Below are 19879 nucleotides of genomic sequence, written 5' to 3'. Positions count from 1 at the left end.
GAACTTTACTGATCTTATGATCCGAAGAAAAGCTTCATAGCTGGAATTAAAAAAGGCAAACCTGTACTGTAACGATTTGCCTTTTGATTTTTTTTATTTACTGAACCTGGTTATAATGGATATAATAGTTCTTGTTAAATTCTACCGGTGTAGCCTTTTTAAGTTTTACAGTCTGCCAGTTTTCGGTAGGATTGATGGTCTGGTCACCGTTAATGATTATGGGAAGTTTAAGATCCTTAACCCCATCTGTGTACCGGAACTTTAAGGAATCTCCGTTTTGGGAATACTCAAGATTAGGAATTTTTACTGTTCTTAAATATTGATTAAAGATACTCGACAGATCAATTCCTGATTTAGATGACATATAATCTTCGATCTGTTTTGTGGTAACAGTCTGATGGTAGAAATCTTTACCCAGGCCTCTCAGGATCTGTCTGAATTTTTCATCATTATTGATCATCTGCCGTATGGTATGAAGCATATTGGCCCCTTTCGGATACATATCACCGCTGCCTTCATTTCTCACGCCATACTTTCCAATAATCGGAATATCATTATCGATATTGTTACGGATGCCTACAGCATATATGTCCGCCGATTTTTTATCCATATATTTTTCCACGAAAAGAACCTCTGAATACATGGTGAAACTTTCATGGATCCACATATCCGCCTGATCTTTTGCCGTAATATTATTGGCAAACCATTCGTGGCCGCTTTCATGAATGATGATATAATCCCATTTAAGACCTACGCCTGTTCCGGAAAGGTCCCTGCCTCTGTAACCGTTTTGGTAATCATTCCCATAAGCTACATTGCTCTGGTGCTCCATACCCAGATAGGGAGAATCAACCAGCTTGTAAGAATCTTCATAAAAAGGATACGGCCCGAACCAGTATTCAAATGCAGAAAGCATTGGTTTTACCTGCTGGAACTGTTTTTTTGCTTTTTCAAGATTGTAATCCAGTACCCAGTAATCCAGGTCGAGCTTTCCTTTCTCTCCATTAAATGTATCTTTAAAATTGACATATTTGCCAATATTCGGAATGATAGAATAAGCATTGATCGGATTCTTTACTTCCCAGGTATAAGCTGTTTTGTTACCTTCCGTTTTTTTACTGGTCAGTCTTCCGTTTCCTACACCTACAAGATCATTGGGAGTAATGATCTTCATAACAATACCATTTTCCGGTTCATCACTCCAGATATCTTTTGTCGGAAGCCATATGGAAGCTCCGATTCCTTCATCGGCTACACTCATCCACGGATTTCCTTTCTCGTCTTTAGCGAAGACCCAGCCTCCGTCCCAGGGTGCATTTTTTGCAATCGTTGGTTTTCCGGAATAGGTTACATCAATCGTATATTTTTCACCCTTTTTGAATTTCTTTTTGGCTGTGATGAAAATAAAATCTCCATCCTGCTTATAGTTGGCAATCGGGAAATTACCTTCCACTTTATCTGCCTTCATCGGCTTCTGCAAATCGATCTGGAAAACAGGGTCGGTAATGTCTTTGGTGATCTCAAAGCTGATTTTATTATATCCCTTAATACTTTTCTGTGCAAAATCCGGCTCTACAGAAAGATCATATTTTTTGACATCCCAGAAATTCCTGAACTGGGTATCAGAACCTTTCAGTGTATCTTGTTTTGTGAAAACCTTATCTTTTTCAAAGAATTGCCCAAAAACAAGTCCCGAAGCAAATAAAAGTGTATACGTCAGCTTTTTCATTTAAAATCAAATTAAATTCTATCAAAAATAGAAAAATTAATGGCAATAATTTAGATTTTAAACACAAAATAATTTATTCTACTTCTTGAAACAGATTATCCAGAACAAAACACTTATGTATGTCCAGAATAGGGAAAAAATAATATGGATAACCGTTTCAAAAGTTTTTCCTTTCCATAATTCTGAGGAATATCCAAAAAACTGAATGAATAATCGGACGGTCCAAAAGACGGCTAATCCAAAGGTTATTTTTTTACCCAGGCCTGTATCTGTTAACTCGTGTGGAGAGGTGATGCAGAGTAAACCCATAAGAAATATCGTTAAGGTAATAAATAAAGTATGAACCCACATCATTTGCCGGTTCATCAGGCTCAACGACTGGAGTTCTTTTTCCCAGTTAAAATGTTTAGGAAAAATAATATGTACAAATGCTAAAACAATAAGAAGCATTCCGGTTATTTGTAAATGAAGTTCCATATTAAATAGATGACTAAGGGGTACAGATAAAAATTGACATAAATGGGGTGAATTTTACCTCTCTGAATGATACAAAACCTGCACTGCTGAAGGCATTTTTCCATACAGCTTTTGAGAAAAAATGGGTAAAGCCAACTGAAAAAGCTAAAAAATTAGGAAGATCTCTCAGATGTTCTACCATAATTATTTTCCCATCGGTTTTGCATAAGCGGTGACACTCTTTCAGAAACAGAATTTTTTCCTCGTGTGATCTTATTTCGTGTACAGCAGAAAGCAGAAAAATAATATCAGCCGATTGATCAGGCAAAGGAATAGAATTTGACTGCATCTGTTGAGTATCAGGATATACAAAACTCACTTTCCGGGCCCTTACTATAGCGGGTTCCGTATGTCGTTTCGCATCATAAAAATCAAACACTTTTAAATCCGCCTGTGGAAAGTTGTCTTTAATAATGTAGCTCGTTTCATCAAAGCCGGCATTAATATTTAAGATCTGTCGTACTTTTGATTCGTCAACTGAACAGTTTTTTAGCCATTGAAAATTATAATATCCCGAAAAATCATAAACATAAGCTGATACGATTAACGGCATGATAAGTCCATAAAGAAATGCAGCTATGATAAGCCAATATAAGTAATCTGACCACTCAGATATTTGATGACTGATCATAATTAAAGCTAAAATCCCTATTCCTATGATATAAAAATGGCGGTTAAAACTTAAAATATTTAAAACGCCTTGAAATTTTCTTCTTTTTGTTTCCATGGTTCAATTTTTCCTTTTTTCCAGTAGTATGGAATGTTTTTAATGATAAAAGCATTGGCTAAAATGGGATTTTCCAGTTTCAGCGTACCTAAAAATCCGAAATTATAATCGAGGATCTTCACCGGTGCAGGAATCCAGTTTTGTCTTACGCCTTCTATAATAAGAACTTCCTGAGTTTCTTTATTGTAGGTAAAAGTAAAAGGTAATGGTCCTGCAAACCTTCTTGCTTCCTTCCAGTCTGCAAAGGGAGAATCTGCGGGTAAGGGAATATTTTCCTCTGTTTTGCAGATACTGACCTTAAACTTTGATTTAACAGATTGTATCTCTTTTATGTTTTCTTTTTCTGTCTGCCGAATGTCTGTGGTTGAATAATTATAATGTGTGAATAAATTCCCCATAAATTCCATCTTCCTTTTATCCGTTTCAGATTTAAGAATATACAATCCACGCAATTTTTTTCCGGTATTGTTTCTATATCTTACGAATACCCGGTAGCCGATCAGGAAAAAATCATTTCCCATACACTTTGGAAATCCTTTTGGGCGTAAGTCTTTTGTCTGAACCATTGCTGCTGCTACAAAAGCCCATTGATCTTTGAAGGTATCAAGCTCCAGACACTCCGGAATCAAGTGCTGTAGTTGTTCTTTGGATACTGCAAAGGTCAGAACAAGAGAATTTTCGAAAAAAGCTTCAACAGCAAACGGGTGGTTTTTTAAAAAGTTAAACATGATAATTTATTTTTTTTGGATTCAAATGAAACTCATTGAAATAAATAAGTACAATAAAGAGAAAAGCAAATAATGAATTGAATCTCCCCCAAAGCAGTAAATCAGGAACTAGTATAAACTCAAGCATATTCATGGCTGCAATGATTACAATTTGTGCAATGGCATTGAACCTGGAATTAATTCCCGTTAAAATCCATATAGCCATCAGAATTTCTGAACATCCGATCAGCAGGGTTAGTATTCTTGAATAATTACTGCCTAAAATTCTTGCAACAATCTCTTCATGACGAGGTACTAAATTCAATACTTTACAGAAAAGACCATTGATCATCCAGACTGTGGCAATGCCGTAAATTACTATGTTATAAATGCTTTTCATGGGATTAAGAATTTGTTTATTTAAATCTTATTCAAAGGTAAAAATATTTTTGAACTTTCAGTAATTATTGAAAATAAAATATTTAAAAAAAACAACTCCTTTAGTGTAAGAAGTTGTTTAATAGTATTTTATATTTATAATTTAATCTGTGCTATTGCACGGTTGGCAAATTTCCGGTGTTCTTCTGAACCTTTTTGTAAGTAAAGGAACACATGATAATACTGAATTCATACAGAATAAGGAGTGGAAAAGCAGCCATCAGCATACTTAAAACATCTGCCGGCGTAATAATGGCAGCAACGACCATGATCAGAACAATAGCATGACGGCGATAAGTTTTCATAAACATTGGGGTCAGAATTCCTATGCTTGTCAGGAAATAGATAAGGATAGGGAACAGGAAAATAACTCCCATACCTAAAATTACCTGTAAAAATAATGTGGTATAATCACTTAGGTCATACAATGGAATAATAATGTCGGAAATCTTAAAGATAACCCCGAAATTTACAGCGAATGGAAGGATTAAAAAATAACCGCATAAAACTCCTGTCATAAACAGGATCCATACTGCATTGATAATAAAAATAGAGTTCTTTCTTTCCTTAGGATGAAGGGCAGGGCCTATAAACCTCCATAACTCCCATACGATATAAGGAAAAGCTCCTACCAGACCTCCGAAAACAGAAACAGCCATCATCACATTGAACTGCTGATAAAGCCGTTGTACACGAACCGGAAAATCTTTCGGAAGATGAATACTGTCTTCACCTAAAAGCATTCTTGAAAAATGATTGACTACCCTGAAAGTTGGAAAATCATTTCTGGTCGGACCAAAAAAGATATGGTCCATGATCCAGTTGATATTGAATCCTACAGCCACAGCAACAATTATAATAGCAATAATTGAGCGGACAAGGTGACCTCTTAATTCTCCAATATGTCCCAAAAAGGACATTTCTTTTTTTTCGTCCATATACTAAGTCTCTCTAAAATAGCCAACCCGTAAAAGGTAAGCCGTTTAAGTCTGCGAAATTATGAAATAATAATCAGTATTTAGAATTATTGAATGTGATTTTGTCTAAGTTTATAGGGAAATACTTGTATGTTTGGTTTTCAGAAAAAAGCAGACGGTATTTTGTAGATACCGTCTGCTGATTTATTGTGATTAATAAAATGATTTTAAAAAGAATCAATTGATTCCTTCATCAAGCAATGTATGAAGATCAATGATCCCGAAATATTTTCCATTTTCTGTAACGATAAGCTGGCCGATATTATTTTCTTTCAGGATTTTCATAGCTTCCTTGGCCAGAGTATCTCTTTCAATGGTTTTAGGATTTGCAGACATGATGTTTTTTGCCTGAATTTTAGTGATATCATCACCTTTCATCAGCATTCTTCTCAAGTCCCCGTCGGTGATCACGCCAATTATTTTTTCGTCCTGTGTCACTACTGTAATCCCGTGGCTTGATGCACTGATTGAAATAATGACGTCCCTTACCGGTGCATTTTCCTCAACCTGCGGCTTTTGAGGGGACAAGAACTGATCTACTTTTGAAACCAGATTCTTTCCTAAGCTTCCTCCCGGATGAAATTTAGCAAAATCGTTCTCTCTGAAATCATTCAGCTCCATTAAAGCAACAGCCATAGCATCTCCAAGTGCCATCTGGATGGTGGTAGAGCTGGTCGGGGCTAGTTTATTAGGACAGGCTTCCACATCTACGTGAGTATCCAGAACAATTTCGGAGAATTCGGCGAGTTTACTGTTTTTATTTCCTGTCATCCCGATCAGGGCAGAAGAATAATCTCTTAAATAAGGAACAAGATTAGCTATTTCAGGTGAATTTCCGGAATTTGAGATGCATAAAACCACATCCTGCTTCTGGATTACACCGAGGTCTCCATGGATCGCTTCAGAAGCATGAAGAAATTGCGACGGTGTACCCGTAGAATTTAAAGTAGCAACAATTTTATTACCTACATGGGCAGATTTCCCGATTCCCACAACAATTAATTTTCCTTTTGCTGAATGAATAATTTCCACTGCTCTGGCAAAATCTTCACCTATCCTGTTCTTTAATTTTTCAAGTTCTGAAATTTCTATCTCTAAAGTGCTCTTTGCAATTGAAATAAGGTCGGCTCTTTCCATTTTATAATTTTAAGGTATACAAAAAATCCATTAAAAAACGTTATATTTAAAAAAGAATATTTAATATAAGTTTTATTTTTTATAAATTCGTTCGCTTTTATTTTAAGCAGAATTTTTATAACTTTGGGTTGGATGCAAATTTAGCAATAGAAAATTAGATGAACGCAAAAAAAGCCAATTTATCAGGCGAATTGAAAAAGTATTTCGGGTTTTCTACATTTAAAGGCCAGCAGGAACAAATTATAGAAAACCTACTTAGTGGGAAGGATATATTTGTCTTAATGCCGACAGGAGGAGGTAAATCATTATGTTACCAGCTTCCGGCACTTATTTCAGAAGGTACGGCAATAGTAGTTTCGCCCTTAATAGCGTTAATGAAGAATCAGGTAGATGCGGTAAACGGCCTTTCATCTGATGACGGGGTAGCGCACGTTTTAAATTCATCATTAAATAAGACACAGACAAAACAGGTTTTTGATGACATCAGGAGTGGCAAAACCAAGCTTTTGTATGTAGCTCCGGAATCGTTGATCAAAGACGATTATCTGGATTTCCTTAAAGAAGTTAAGATTTCTTTTGTAGCTATTGATGAAGCACACTGTATTTCAGAATGGGGCCATGATTTCCGGCCGGAATACAGGAACCTGAAATCGATTATTGACAGGATTGCTGAGGTTCCGGTGATCGCTTTGACAGCTACTGCAACACCAAAAGTTCAGGATGACATCCAGAAAACTTTAGGAATGAGCGATGCGTTAGTTTTTAAAGAAAGTTTCAACCGTCCGAACCTTTATTACGAAGTGCGGCCGAAAGTCAATGTAGACAAAGAAATCGTACGATTTATCAATCAGCATAAAGGAAAGTCGGGGATTGTTTACTGTTTAAGCAGAAGGAAAGTGGAAGAGTTTGCCCAGCTGCTGCAGGTAAACGGGATCAATGCGCTTCCGTACCACGCCGGTCTTGACCAGAAAGTGAGAGTGGCTAATCAGGATAAATTTCTGATGGAGGAAGTAGATGTTATTGTCGCTACCATAGCCTTCGGAATGGGAATCGACAAGCCGGATGTACGTTTTGTAATCCATTATGATTTTCCTAAATCTTTGGAAAGCTATTATCAGGAAACAGGAAGAGCAGGAAGAGACGGTGGCGAAGGTCATTGCCTTGCATTTTATGATCCTAAGGATATTGAGAAACTGGAAAAATTCCTTGCACAAAAACCAGTTTCCGAAAGAGAAATCGGGTTACAGCTTTTAAATGAAGTGGTGGGCTACGCTGAAACTTCAATGAGCAGAAGGCAGTATATTCTCTATTATTTCGGAGAAAATTTTGATCCGGTGAAAGGGGATGGAGCCAATATGTGTGACAATTCCTCTAACCCTCCAAAATTAAAAGAAGCAACATCGGACCTTAAAAAAGTTCTGACACTTATTAAAGATACTGGTGAAAAGTTCAAGTCTAAGGATCTGATCTCAGTAATTGTTGGAAAAGAAAATGCAGTTACAAAATCATATAAATTAGAACAGACTTCTCATTTCGGTTTCGGAAAGGACGAAAAAGATAACTACTGGAAAACTATTTTGAGACAGGCAACGGTTCAGGGATTTCTGCAGAAAGATATTGAAACCTACGGTGTTTTGAAAATGTCTGATAAGGCAAGAAACTTCTTAGAAAAACAATCTAAAGAACCATTCTTGATTGCGGAAGACAGAGAGTTTGATCTTTCCCAAACCAAGGCAGAGAGTGAACAGGTACAAATGCAGGCCAGTACAGGTCTGGATCAGAATCTCTTCAGCCAGTTAAAAGATCTTAGAAAAAAAGTAGCCAAAAAACATGGAATTCCACCTTACACGGTTTTCATGGATCCAAGTCTGGAGGATATGACCGTTCAGTATCCTATTTCGTTGGAAGAAATTGCCAAGATTTACGGGGTAGGAGAAGGAAAGGCCAAAAAATATGGTAAAGAATTCGCAGACTTTATTAAAGCTTACGTAGAAGAAAATAATATCGAACGTACCCAGGATATGGTACTGAAACAGGTGGCCAATAAATCCAGCCATAAAGTTTTTATTATCCAGAGTACCGATAAAAAAATTGACCTTGAAGATATTGCAAGGGCGAAGAATCTTTCCATGAATGAACTTTTAAAAGAAATGGAAAGTATTGTCTATCAGGGGACAAAACTGAATATTGACTATTATATTGAAGATAATTTTGATGAAGATATCGTAGACGGCTTCATGGAATTCATGACTGAATCTGAAAGCGACAGCATGAAAGTGCTTCTCGATGAGTTCGGAGATGAACTTTCTGATGAAGAAGTAAGAATGTTGAGGATAAAATTTATCAGCGATGTAGCAAATTAAGAAATCCAATATATTTAATATCTAAGCTCTTCTTTGGAAGGGCTTTTTTTAGATAATAACTTGTGTTTATTAACTTTTAATGAAATGTTCCGGATATCAATATTTGAAACTTAATAAAACTTTTTACTAACTTTAACTGATGAAAAAAATATCTGTCATATTTATTCTGCCGGATCTGGAAACCGGTGGTGCAGAAAGAATTGTTACCACTATCGCCAATCATCTTTCCAGAGACCGGTTTGAACCCAAAATCCTTTTGCTTCGCAAACAGGGCGGATATCTTAATTTTCTGAAAAAAGATGTTGAAATCATTGACATCAACACCGAAAGGATCAGGCATTCCCTAAAGCCTATTTTAGGCGAAATTTACCGCAGAAAACCAGATATTGTCTTTTCAGGTTTTGGCGAAGTAAATGCTTATCTGGCCTTATTCATTAAACTCTTCCCAAGGACGAAATTTATTGCCAGGGAAACGAATGTGGTAACACAGCATGTAACGCGGAAAGAAATCAAATTCTTCTACAACTTTTACAATAATTATCAGAGGATCATTGCCCAAAGTGATGACATGATGCATGATCTTGTTGATAATTTTAATATTAAGAAAAAGAAAATTGTAAAAATAAACAACCCTGTCGATTTTGACTTTATCAATGAAAAATTGGGCGTTTCTGTCAAGCCGGATAGTTTTAAATACAATTATAAAAACGTAGTGGCCATAGGAAATCTATCGGCGAGGAAAGGTTTTGACAATTTGCTAAAAGTATTTTCAAGACTTAAAAACGAAAATATTATGCTTCATATCCTGGGCGACGGTAAAGATAAGGATGTACTGCTTCAGATGAAAGATTTTCTGGGACTGAAAAATGTTATTTTCCATGGCAGACAGGATAATCCTTACCAGTATCTAAAATATGCAGATCTCTTCATTCTCTCTTCTAGGTACGAAGGTTTCCCGAATGTTCTTTTGGAGGCAGGTGCCTGCGGAACTTATTCTTTGGCCAATAACTGTCCGGGAGGCATTAATGAGATCATCCAGCACCAGGTGAACGGAGAAGTTTCAAATATTGAAAATTACGAAGATTTCTCCCAAAAAATAATGAAAGTTCTGCAGGGAAATTATAATCGTGATGGAATAAAAAACTCCATAAGGTCAAGATTTTCGAAGGATATTATTCTGGATAAATATGAGAAGGTGTTGTTGGATCTGATGAAAAAATAATTGCTGAATTTGCGTTATAGATCCATATTTTTTTACATTTGACCTTCATTAATTTTATTTAAAATCAATATTCATCAATGATTAAAATTCCCAAAATTGGATGTGCTTGTGAAAAACCGACTTCGGACTATACTGAATACAGAAGTTCTGAATTAGGTATAGACCATACCAACGGAAGATATGCAGAAGTAACAATTCAGCAGTGCAAACTTTGTCAAAGAATATGGATTCATTATTTTGTTGAATTTGAACATTATTCTAAATCAGGAAGATGGTACAAAGGAATTGTTTCGAAAAAAGACCGCACACAAATAACCCCTGAAAATGCAGTTGACTATTTGGAAAATCTTGAATGGTACGTGTATGGAGGTTCGTTTTTTGAAAGTGCCGGAACTTTTGGCCAAGGAAAACTGAATGTGGATTGATTCATAAGTCTTGAAAGAGTTAGCATATAATTTAAGAATAAATAAAATGGGAAATTTCATAAAGCCATTTATAATTGTTATTTTGATACTGAATTCTGTTGTAATGCTGGCTCAGCAGAAGACCATCTCCAGAAAAGAATTATTGAAAACTGCCATTAACCAGAAAGTTAAGACTACGGAAATTCAGGAAATAACGCTAGTGCCGGGATTGGAAGTTCCAAAGCACCTGCATCCCTGTCCCGTAGTGGGCATAATAAAATCCGGAGAAGCGGTTTTTCAGATAGAAGGTCAGCCAAAAATAATTCTTCATGAAGGAGACGCTTTCTATGAACCTAAAAATGTAAAGATCCTTCACTTTGATAATGCATCAGCAGAAAAACCTCTTGTTTTTACAGCAATCTATCTGAAAGAAGGAAATGAAGAAAATATAAAATTATTGAAATAGAAGTTCCGCAAATCAACCATCTGAATTGTCAATCTTAAAATTGATAAAACTCACTTTGGTGCTTGGTAATTTATATGTAAATTTGTGAGAATTAAGAAAGATAATAATAAACAAATTCATACAATAACATGAGTCAATTCGATGTTACCGTAATAGGTTCCGGTCCTGGAGGTTATGTAGCTGCTATCCGTGCGGCACAGTTAGGTTTCAAAACAGCAATTATTGAAAAATATTCAACTTTAGGCGGAACTTGTCTTAACGTTGGATGTATTCCGTCAAAAGCGCTTTTAGACAGCTCTGAACATTTCGAGAACGCGAAGCACAACTTCGCAGGCCACGGAATCATTATCAATGAGCCGCAGGCTGATATCGCAAGAATGATCGAGCGTAAGAACGAAGTGGTGAAACAGAATACAGATGGAATCAACTACCTGATGAGCAAAAACAAAATCACCGTTTTTGAAGGATTGGGAAGTTTCGAATCTGCTACTCAGATCAAAGTAACGAAAAACGACGGTTCTTCTGAAACCATCGAATCCAAATATACCATCATTGCAACCGGTTCCAAGCCGTCTTCTTTACCTTTCATTACTCTGGATAAAGAAAGAGTGATTACCTCTACAGAAGCATTAAACCTTAAAGAAATTCCTAAGCACCTGGTAGTAATCGGTGGAGGAGTTATCGGTCTTGAATTAGGTTCTGTATACTTAAGATTAGGCGCTCAGGTAACTGTTGTGGAATTCATGGATAAGATCATTCCGGGAATGGATGGAGCTCTAAGCAAGGAACTGACTAAAGTTCTTAAGAAACAGGGAATGAAGTTTATGCTTTCTACGGCTGTTTCTGCTGTTGAAAGAAACGGAGATACTGTAAAGATCACAGCTAAAGATAAAAAAGGAGAAGAAGTAACCGTAGAAGGAGATTACTGTTTGGTATCTGTGGGTAGAAGACCTTATACAGACGGTCTTGCTCTTGAAAAAGCAGGTGTGGAACTTGATGAAAGAGGAAGAGTAAAAACAAACGACCACTTACAGACTAACGTTGCCAACATCTATGCGATCGGTGACGTGATCAAAGGAGCAATGCTTGCTCACAAAGCGGAAGAAGAAGGAGTTTTGGTAGCTGAAATCCTTGCAGGTCAGAAACCTCACATCAACTATAACCTTATTCCTGGTGTTGTATACACATGGCCTGAAGTTGCCGGAGTTGGTAAAACTGAAGAACAGCTGAAAGAAGAAGGAGTAGCTTACAAAGTAGGTTCTTTCCCAATGAGAGCGTTAGGTAGAAGCCGTGCAAGTGGTGATGTTGATGGTCTTGTAAAGATTATTGCAGACGAAAAAACTGACGAAGTTTTAGGAATGCATATCATCGGAGCCAGAGCTGCCGACCTTATCGCAGAAGGAGTAATTGCTATGGAATTCCGTGCAAGTGCTGAAGATATTGCAAGAAGCTCTCACGCCCACCCAACCTATGCAGAAGCTATTAAAGAAGCGGCATTGGATGCAACAGGGAAGAGACCAATTCATATGTAATTTTTGATTGAAAGATTTAAAATTCAAATATTTAAAATTAAAGAGAAGCATTTGCTTCTCTTTTTTTGTGGACTGAAAATTGTATTTCGATAGCAGGATAAAACAGGAAAACAGGATACATAGTTTGAAATCTTCAATTTTCCGTACCTTTGTGGCTAATTCTATTATTCAATGCAACTCGGAAAAACCCAGACTTTAAAAATTTCAGATAAAAACTACTCAGGATGGATCTTAACGGATGAATCAGGCGAAAAAGCTTTTTTGCCCAAAGTTTTCACCAGCGATGATAAGGAAATTGATGATGAGGTTGAAGTTTTTGTCTATCAGGACGACGGAAAATTAAAGGCAACCACTGAAATTCCATTGGCTGAAGTAGGAGAGTATGCGGTAATGAGCTGTGTACAGAGCCTTCCGAGTGGAGCCTTTATGGATTGGGGGATTATAAAAGACCTTTTTATTCCTTACAAACAGCAGAAATCCAAAATTATTGAAGGAAAAAGATACCTGGTTTATTTATATGTGGATGAAGACCTTGATCTGATTACCGGAACTACAAAATTCAAAAGAAATCCACAGTACCAGGACCTTCCTTTCCAAAAAGGAGATAAGGTAGACCTGTTGATGATGAATGAAAGTGAGCTGGGCTGGAATGTGGTGATCAATAAAAAATATATTGGACTTGTTTATGCATCAGATGTATTCAAAAAGCTGTATCCTTTATCGGAAGAAAGCGGTTATATCAAAGCTATCCGTGAAGACGGTAAAATTGATGTTTCCCTACAGCCGGAAGGTTTCGAAAATATAGATGAATTCAAGCAAAAGATTCTTGACAAACTGGAAGAAAACTACGGACTTCTCTATCTGTCAGACAAGTCTTCTCCTGAAGAGATCAAAGATGAGCTTCAGATGAGTAAAAAAAACTTTAAAAAAGCACTCGGCGGACTGTATAAAGATAAGATCGTCGATATTTCAGAAGATAAAATAAAATTATTGTAAAATAAAAAACGGGCAGAATTTTCTGCCCGTTTTGTTTTGGTATCTTGTTCTTTGCCAGAAGCTACAACTATAAGTTCTTCCACCCTGATTTTAGTTGTTTCCCACAGACAAGTTAGTGTATTCCTTTGCTCAATGAATGCCCTTTTTCTTATTATACTTCTCCAAAACTTATTTGTTTTGCCTTTGCCATAAACAAAATTGTTAGGCATTTCTTTCCGAATCATGACCTTATATTGATTTACGCTTATTCTCAAAACATGATGTAAATCATGACAAATTTGTTTAATTATTTTGTTTAACAATTTTGTCAAAAATAAAATTTGATTTACATTTGCACAAAATTGTTTAACAATAATGTCAAATCAAGCAAAAAAAGACCAAACACAGGAATTAATAAAAGAGACAGCGAAGAATTTATTCTTTGTGAAAGGGAAGTTTGATGCTACTACCCAGGAGATTGCAGATGCAGCCGGAGTGAACAGAACACTGATTAATTATTATTTCCGTTCTAGAGATAATCTGATTCAGATCATTTTTGATGAAGCCCAACGGGTGGAACAGGAAAAATCAAAGATTATTCAAAATGCAGATCTTCCTTTTAAAGTGAAGATCAGCAAGTTTATAGAAGGAAGCCTTGCCACCAGTCTTCAATATCCATATCTGGAAACTTATATTGTTTCACAGATTAATAAAGGGAACTGCCATCAGAGAGAGATAGAAGAAGATGTACTGGAAACTCTTTATAAAGACATCGAAAAAGAGATGGAACTGGGAAATATTGAAAAAATGGCTCCCGTTCAGTTTATTCTGAATATGGTTTCATTACTTGTATTTCCAAGTGCTATAAGACCTTTATTTATGGAGAATCTGATGATTAGCGATGAAGAATATGATAAAATCATTTCCGAAAGAAAAGAGATCATTATCAACATGCTTTTCAAAAATTAAAAAAATGTTAAAGTATTTTAAGAAATGATTCGTCCTTTAGAAATAAAAACATTGACGAGAAAAATTACATTAAAAAAATAAACGAAGTATAAAATTATGAAAAGAAAACGTATAACTGCTAAAAAGCTAAAAATTGGGATAGCTGCAGCATTTATGATTTTCGGCTTTTCATCCGTATCTGCCCAGCAGCAGGTTTCTTTACAGGAAGCCATCAAGCAGGCACTGCAAAATAAGGCAGAAGCCAAAAAAGCGGCATTACAGATCAAAAAAGCTGAATATAAAATTGACGAGGCCAGAGCTGGAGCTTTACCGCAGATAAGTGCTACTGCAGGGCTAACTTACAATCCGGTTATTCAGGAATCTTTGCTTGAATTTGGCGGGGAGAGAATCAGAGCACAGCTGGGACAGCCATGGAGCTCAACGGCTTCTGTACAGCTTCAGCAGGCTGTATTTGATCAAAGAGTTTTTACCGGTCTTAAAGCGGCAAAATCTACCAGAGAATTCTATGTTTTAAATGCTCAGTTAACGAACGAACAAATTATTGAAAATGTAGCAACAGCTTATTATCAGGTTTTTGTTCAGGAAGAGAATCTTAAAACGGTTGAAGCCAGCTACGCCAATACGGAAAAAACGAGAAATGTAATCAAGAGCCTGGTTGATAATGGTTTGGCAAAAGCCATCGATTTAGATCGTACCAATGTTCAGTTGACAAATATCGGTTCAAATAAGCAGCAGCTAATCAATTCCGTTGAACTTTCAAAAAATGCTTTGAAGTTTTATATGGGAATTCCAATTTCTACGGATATCGAGCTTGAAGAGAAAACAATCGAGCCAAGACCTGAATTGATAGCAAGCAATGTAAACCTGGACGACCGTACAGAAATCAAAGTCTTAAACAAAAACAGAGAACTTCTGCAGTTTAACAAAAAAGCTACGGAAGCTTATTTATACCCGACAGTGAATCTGGTTGCCAATTACGGCTGGGGAGGACAAGGTAGAAAATTTCCTCTTACCAATGGGATTAACAACGGAGTTCTTTGGAGCGATTATTCAGCGATAGGTTTGAATGTGAACATTCCAATTTTCACCGGGGGAGCTACCAAAGCTAAAATCAATCAGGCAGAAATTGATATCCAGGATTTAGATTTAGATATCCAAAATACCCAGCTGAGCTTAAGTTTAGATTATAAAAATGCAATTACCAATATGGAAAATGCATTAATCAATATCGAGAGTATGAAAGATAATGTAGGATTGGCAGAGAGAGTTCAGAAAAATACTCAGGCCAACTATCAGTATGGTCTGGCAACGCTTACAGAGGTTTTAGATGCTGAAAATGCTCTTACCCAGGCGAAACAGAACTATGCAAATGCTTTATTAGATTACAAACAGGCGGAAATAAAATTAATCAAGGCTAAAGGAGAATTAAACACACTACAAAACCCGTAATAAACTATGAAAAAAACCTTAATATATATCATCGTCGCAGCAGTACTTATAGGTTTAGCCGCATATAAAATCGCTGATAATAAGAAGAAACAGGAAACAGAAGTAAAAGAAGTTGCTAAACAGGTGGATAAAATCAACGTAAATGTTGTCACTGTTGCAAGAGAAAATATTGACACAGACTATACTGCCAACGGAACTTTCATTCCAAAGCAGGAAATGAATCAGTCTTCCGAAATCGCCGGACGTATTGTAAGCGTTTTGGTAAAAGAAGGATCAAGAGTTTCTGCAGGACAGACTTTGGCTGTGATCAAAAAAGACGCAATCGAAGTGGATGTTTCTCAGGCTCAAAATAATTTGCAAAATGCGATTATTGATAACCAACGTTACGAAAATGCTTTCAAAACCGGAGGTGTTACCAAACAGCAGGTTGATAACTCAAGACTGCAGCTGAAAAATGCACAGGCAGCCGTAAGAGCTCAGGGAGTAAGAGTAAATGATACCAGCATTCGTGCAGGGATCAGCGGAACAATCAATAAAAAGATGGTAGAGCCGGGAACAGTGGTTTCCGTGGGAACTTCCATGTTTGAAATCGTTAATATCAACAGCTTGAAACTTTCTGTATTGGTGGATGAAAGCCAGGTTGGAAGAATTCAGTTGGGCCAGGAAGTTCCAATTAATGTAAATGTTTTACCTGGAGAATCTTTCAGCGGAAGAATTACCTTCATTGCTCCTAAAAGTGATGCTTCTTTAAATTTCCCTGTTGAAATTGAAGTTCAGAACAGAGGAAATCTGAAAGCGGGTATGTATGCAACAGCTTTGTTCAAAACCAATCATGGTGCTGAAACCCAGAATATGCTGACCGTTCCTGCAGAAGCTTTTGTGAACGGAGTAAGTTCAGGACAATTATTTATCGTAAGCAACGGAACGGCTAAACTGATCAAAGTACAAACCGGAAAAGTATACGGTGACAAAGTTCAGATCTTAAGCGGACTGAATGGTGGTGAACAGGTAGTTACCAGCGGACAAATCAACCTTGATAACGGTTCAAAAATCAATATCGTAAAGTAACAGAAGATGAAGTTAGCAGAAATATCCATTAAAAGGCCGTCCCTTGTTATCGTATTGTTTACGATACTTACACTGGGTGGTTTATTAAGTTACTCCATGATGGGGTACGAGTTGATTCCAAAGTTTGAAACCAATATGGTAACCATTTCTACGGTATATCCGGGAGCTTCGCCTGCTGAGGTGGAAACTTCGGTAACCCGAAAAATTGAAGATGCTGTGGGTTCCCTGGAAAACGTAAAAAAAGTTGAATCTTCATCTTACGAAAGTTTATCGGTTATTATGGTTCAGCTGAATACCGGTGCCGATGTAAACTATGCTTTGAATGATGCACAGAGAAAGGTAAATGCTATTCTGGCAGACCTTCCGGACGATGCAGATCCACCTTCTTTGCAAAAATTCTCACTGGATGATCTTCCGATCATGACTTTGAGTATTTCCAGTGACAAGCTTAATAATAAAGATCTTTATGACCTTTTAGATAAAAAAATAGAGCCTATTTTTTCCCGTGTAAATGGTGTGGCTCAGGTTGATCTTGTAGGAGGCCAGGAAAGAGAGATTCAGGTCAATTTAGATGAAAAGAAAATGCAGGGTTATGGTATTGCCATTGCAGATGTCCAGCAGGCCATTCTTTCATCCAACCTGGATTTCCCGACGGGAGCTTTGAAGACCAGAACGTCAAGATCTACGATCAGACTTTCCGGGAAGTATAAAAGTGTAGATGAGATGAATAACCTTGTGGTTTCCAATAAAGATGGAGCTCAGGTTCGTTTGTCTGATATTGCAACCGTTTTCGATACCCAAAAAGATGTGGAGAAAGTGGCAAGATACAATCAGAATTCAACGATTTTACTTCAGGTTAAAAAACAGTCTGATGCCAATGCGGTCTCCGTTTCAGAAGCTATTCAGAAAACAATTGCTGATGTTCAGAACAACTATAAAACCCAGGCAATTAAAATCAATATTGTAGATGATACCACAGACTTTACACTTGAAGCTGCAGACCACGTAATTTTCGATTTATTCCTAGCAATTATCCTGGTAGCAGTAGTAATGTTATTGTTCCTTCATAACATCAGAAATGCATTCATTGTAATGGTTTCTATCCCGATGTCATTGATTGCAACGGTAATCGGGATGTATCTGATGGGATATACCTTAAACCTGATGAGTTTACTAGGACTTTCATTGGTGGTTGGTATTCTTGTGGATGATGCGATTGTAGTTTTGGAGAACGTTTACCGTCACATGGAGATGGGTAAAAGCAGAATCCGTGCAGCGTATGATGGTGCTTCAGAAATTGGATTTACCGTAACGGCTATTACCCTGGTAATTGTAGTGGTATTCTTGCCAATCGCGATGAGTTCGGGGCTGGTATCTGATATCCTGGCGCAGTTCTGTGTCACCGTGGTTATTGCAACATTATTCTCATTATTAGCTTCATTCACTATCATTCCTTGGTTATCTTCAAGATATGGTAAGTTGGTACATTTAACGGGTAAAAATCCTTTTGAGAAATTTATCCTTTGGTTTGAAAAGCAATTGGAAAAATTCACGCACTGGATCACAGGAATTTTGGAGTGGGTGCTGAAATCTTCATTAAGAAGAATCATGACCGTGATCGTAACGTTCATTATCTTGATTTCTTCATTCATGTTGGTAGCATTCGGATTTATCGGGGGTGAATTTTTCCCTAAAATGGACAGAGGACAGTTCCTTGTTCAGATGGAATTACCAAAAGATGCTTCCGTAGAAAAAACCAATCAGATTACGTTAGCGGTTGAAAGGTACCTTAGAAATGATAAAGATGTTGTAGATATGATCACCACAGTTGGTCAGCAGTCATCAGGATTTGGTGGAGCGCAGGCTACCTTGTATCAGTCAGAAATTCAGGTGATTCTGGTAGATAAATCTGAGCGTAATGAAAGCACAGATATCAAGTCTGCAAAAATCAAGAGAGCGCTGGAAGAAAAATTCACAGGAGTTGAATTTAAAACGGCACCGATCGGATTAATGGGAGCAGATAATGCACCTATTGAAATGGTGGTAACGGCTCAGGATAACGAAACAGCCAATAAGGAAGCGAACAGAATTCTGGAATTGCTTAAAAAAGTTCCTGGTTCTGTAGATGCAGAATTATCAACTGACTCTGGAAATCCGGAAGTCCAGGTGAATATCGACAGAGATAAAATGTCATCTTTAGGCTTAAATCTTTCCAGCGTAGGACAAACGATGCAGACTGCATTCAGTGGAAATACAGACGGAAAATTCAGAGCCGGAGAATATGAATATGACATCAACATCCGTTTTGGCGATGCCAACAGACAATCCATTGATGATGTAAGAAACCTGATGTTTACAAACCCTCAGGGAGAGCAGATCAGATTGAGTCAGTTTGCTGACGTAAAAATGGGTTCAGGACCGAGTTTATTGGAACGTAGGGATAAATCGCCTTCTGTAAAGGTAAAATCTAAAGTAGTAGGTCGTCCTGTAGGAGATGTGGCCAACGAATGGGCCGCTCAGTTTATGGATAACGAAAAAACCAAACCTGCAGGCGTAAGCTATATCTGGAGTGGTGATATGGAAAACCAGACCGAAGGTTTCGGTACCCTAGGAATTGCATTGATGGCGGCTATCGTATTGGTATACCTGGTAATGGTTTCATTATATGATTCATTTGTATATCCGTTCGTGGTATTATTCTCCATTCCGCTGGCATTGATCGGGGTAATGGTTATTCTTGCCATCACCGGAAATTCATTAAACATCTTTACGATGCTGGGGATGATCATGTTGATTGGTTTGGTAGCGAAGAACGCGATTATGATTGTCGACTTTGCGAATATGAGAAAAGCAGCAGGTGCGAATACGCATGATGCACTGATTCAGGCGAACCATGCACGTCTTCGTCCGATCCTGATGACAACGATTGCGATGATCTTCGGGATGATCCCGATTGCGATTGCAAAAGGAGCAGGAGCAGAGATGAACAACGGATTAGCCTGGGTTATTATCGGTGGTTTGACATCATCATTATTCCTGACGCTGATCATTGTACCGGTAGTATATTCATTATTTGATTCAATTCTCAGAAGAATGGGTAAACATGAAAAAGTAGACTACGAAGCTGAAATGAAAGCTGACTATGTACACAAAGAACTAAGTGAAGACGGATATACTCCTAAACACATAGACTAAGATAT

Annotated in this window: 16 protein-coding genes; 10 read left to right on the top strand and 6 right to left on the bottom strand. The window is 37.2% G+C overall.

What is annotated here, in order from left to right:
- Positions 1-97: 97 nt before the first annotated feature.
- The 6 genes from DRF61_RS14445 to DRF61_RS14415 all read right to left on the bottom strand — a co-directional run bounded on the left by DRF61_RS14445 (position 98) and on the right by DRF61_RS14415 (position 6231).
- A complete protein-coding gene (locus tag DRF61_RS14445; protein WP_111958249.1) occupies positions 98-1729 on the bottom strand; it encodes a M1 family metallopeptidase in 1632 nt (543 codons plus the stop codon).
- A 490-nt stretch (positions 1730-2219) separates the two neighbouring features.
- Positions 2220-2798, bottom strand: a complete 579-nt coding sequence (locus DRF61_RS14435) for a methyltransferase (protein WP_238601921.1) — start codon at positions 2796-2798, stop codon at positions 2220-2222.
- Positions 2799-2935: 137 nt separating this feature from the next.
- Complete coding sequence (locus tag DRF61_RS14430; protein ID WP_111958243.1) at positions 2936-3700, bottom strand: DUF2071 domain-containing protein; 765 nt, start codon at positions 3698-3700, stop codon at positions 2936-2938.
- Positions 3693-4079 carry a DoxX-like family protein gene (locus DRF61_RS14425; protein WP_111958241.1) on the bottom strand — a complete coding sequence of 129 codons (387 nt, stop codon included), beginning with the start codon at positions 4077-4079 and terminating at the stop codon, positions 3693-3695. The genes DRF61_RS14430 and DRF61_RS14425 overlap by 8 nt, the downstream gene beginning before the upstream one ends.
- A 151-nt stretch (positions 4080-4230) precedes the next feature.
- Entirely contained in the window at positions 4231-5055 is an 825-nt protein-coding gene (gene tatC, locus DRF61_RS14420; RefSeq protein WP_111958239.1) for a twin-arginine translocase subunit TatC, read from the bottom strand.
- Between the two features lie 216 nt (positions 5056-5271).
- Positions 5272-6231 carry a KpsF/GutQ family sugar-phosphate isomerase gene (locus tag DRF61_RS14415; protein ID WP_111958237.1) on the bottom strand — a complete coding sequence of 320 codons (960 nt, stop codon included), beginning with the start codon at positions 6229-6231 and terminating at the stop codon, positions 5272-5274.
- 158 nt (positions 6232-6389) lie between these two features.
- Between DRF61_RS14415 and recQ the strand changes: the two genes are divergently transcribed.
- The 10 genes from recQ (at position 6390) to DRF61_RS14365 (ending at position 19874) form a co-directional block, all read left to right on the top strand.
- On the top strand, positions 6390-8594 hold the full coding sequence (gene recQ / locus DRF61_RS14410; protein ID WP_111958235.1) for a DNA helicase RecQ: 2205 nt from the start codon (positions 6390-6392) through the stop codon (positions 8592-8594).
- 139 nt (positions 8595-8733) lie between these two features.
- Positions 8734-9816: a glycosyltransferase gene (locus tag DRF61_RS14405; protein ID WP_111958233.1), complete on the top strand. Its 1083-nt coding sequence runs from the start codon at positions 8734-8736 to the stop codon at positions 9814-9816.
- Positions 9817-9893: 77 nt separating this feature from the next.
- A complete protein-coding gene (locus tag DRF61_RS14400) occupies positions 9894-10241 on the top strand; it encodes a hypothetical protein (protein ID WP_111958231.1) in 348 nt (115 codons plus the stop codon).
- 46 nt (positions 10242-10287) lie between these two features.
- The gene (locus tag DRF61_RS14395; protein ID WP_111958229.1) at positions 10288-10686 is read left to right on the top strand and encodes a cupin domain-containing protein; all 399 of its coding nucleotides are present in this window, start codon (positions 10288-10290) and stop codon (positions 10684-10686) included.
- Between the two features lie 128 nt (positions 10687-10814).
- Positions 10815-12218 carry a dihydrolipoyl dehydrogenase gene (lpdA, locus tag DRF61_RS14390; protein ID WP_111958227.1) on the top strand — a complete coding sequence of 468 codons (1404 nt, stop codon included), beginning with the start codon at positions 10815-10817 and terminating at the stop codon, positions 12216-12218.
- Positions 12219-12389: 171 nt separating this feature from the next.
- Positions 12390-13214: a CvfB family protein gene (locus DRF61_RS14385; RefSeq protein WP_111958225.1), complete on the top strand. Its 825-nt coding sequence runs from the start codon at positions 12390-12392 to the stop codon at positions 13212-13214.
- A 354-nt stretch (positions 13215-13568) separates the two neighbouring features.
- Positions 13569-14162, top strand: a complete 594-nt coding sequence (locus tag DRF61_RS14380) for a TetR/AcrR family transcriptional regulator (RefSeq protein WP_111958223.1) — start codon at positions 13569-13571, stop codon at positions 14160-14162.
- 96 nt (positions 14163-14258) lie between these two features.
- Complete coding sequence (locus DRF61_RS14375; protein ID WP_111958221.1) at positions 14259-15611, top strand: TolC family protein; 1353 nt, start codon at positions 14259-14261, stop codon at positions 15609-15611.
- 6 nt (positions 15612-15617) lie between these two features.
- Complete coding sequence (locus tag DRF61_RS14370; RefSeq protein ID WP_111958219.1) at positions 15618-16679, top strand: efflux RND transporter periplasmic adaptor subunit; 1062 nt, start codon at positions 15618-15620, stop codon at positions 16677-16679.
- A 6-nt stretch (positions 16680-16685) separates the two neighbouring features.
- The gene (locus DRF61_RS14365) at positions 16686-19874 is read left to right on the top strand and encodes an efflux RND transporter permease subunit (RefSeq protein WP_111958217.1); all 3189 of its coding nucleotides are present in this window, start codon (positions 16686-16688) and stop codon (positions 19872-19874) included.
- The last annotated feature ends 5 nt before the right edge of the window (positions 19875-19879 follow it).

Origin of the sequence: Chryseobacterium lathyri, assembly GCF_003290185.1 — a bacterium.
GTDB classification, from domain to species: domain Bacteria; phylum Bacteroidota; class Bacteroidia; order Flavobacteriales; family Weeksellaceae; genus Chryseobacterium; species Chryseobacterium lathyri.
This window is presented reverse-complemented; position numbering and strand designations above follow the sequence as displayed.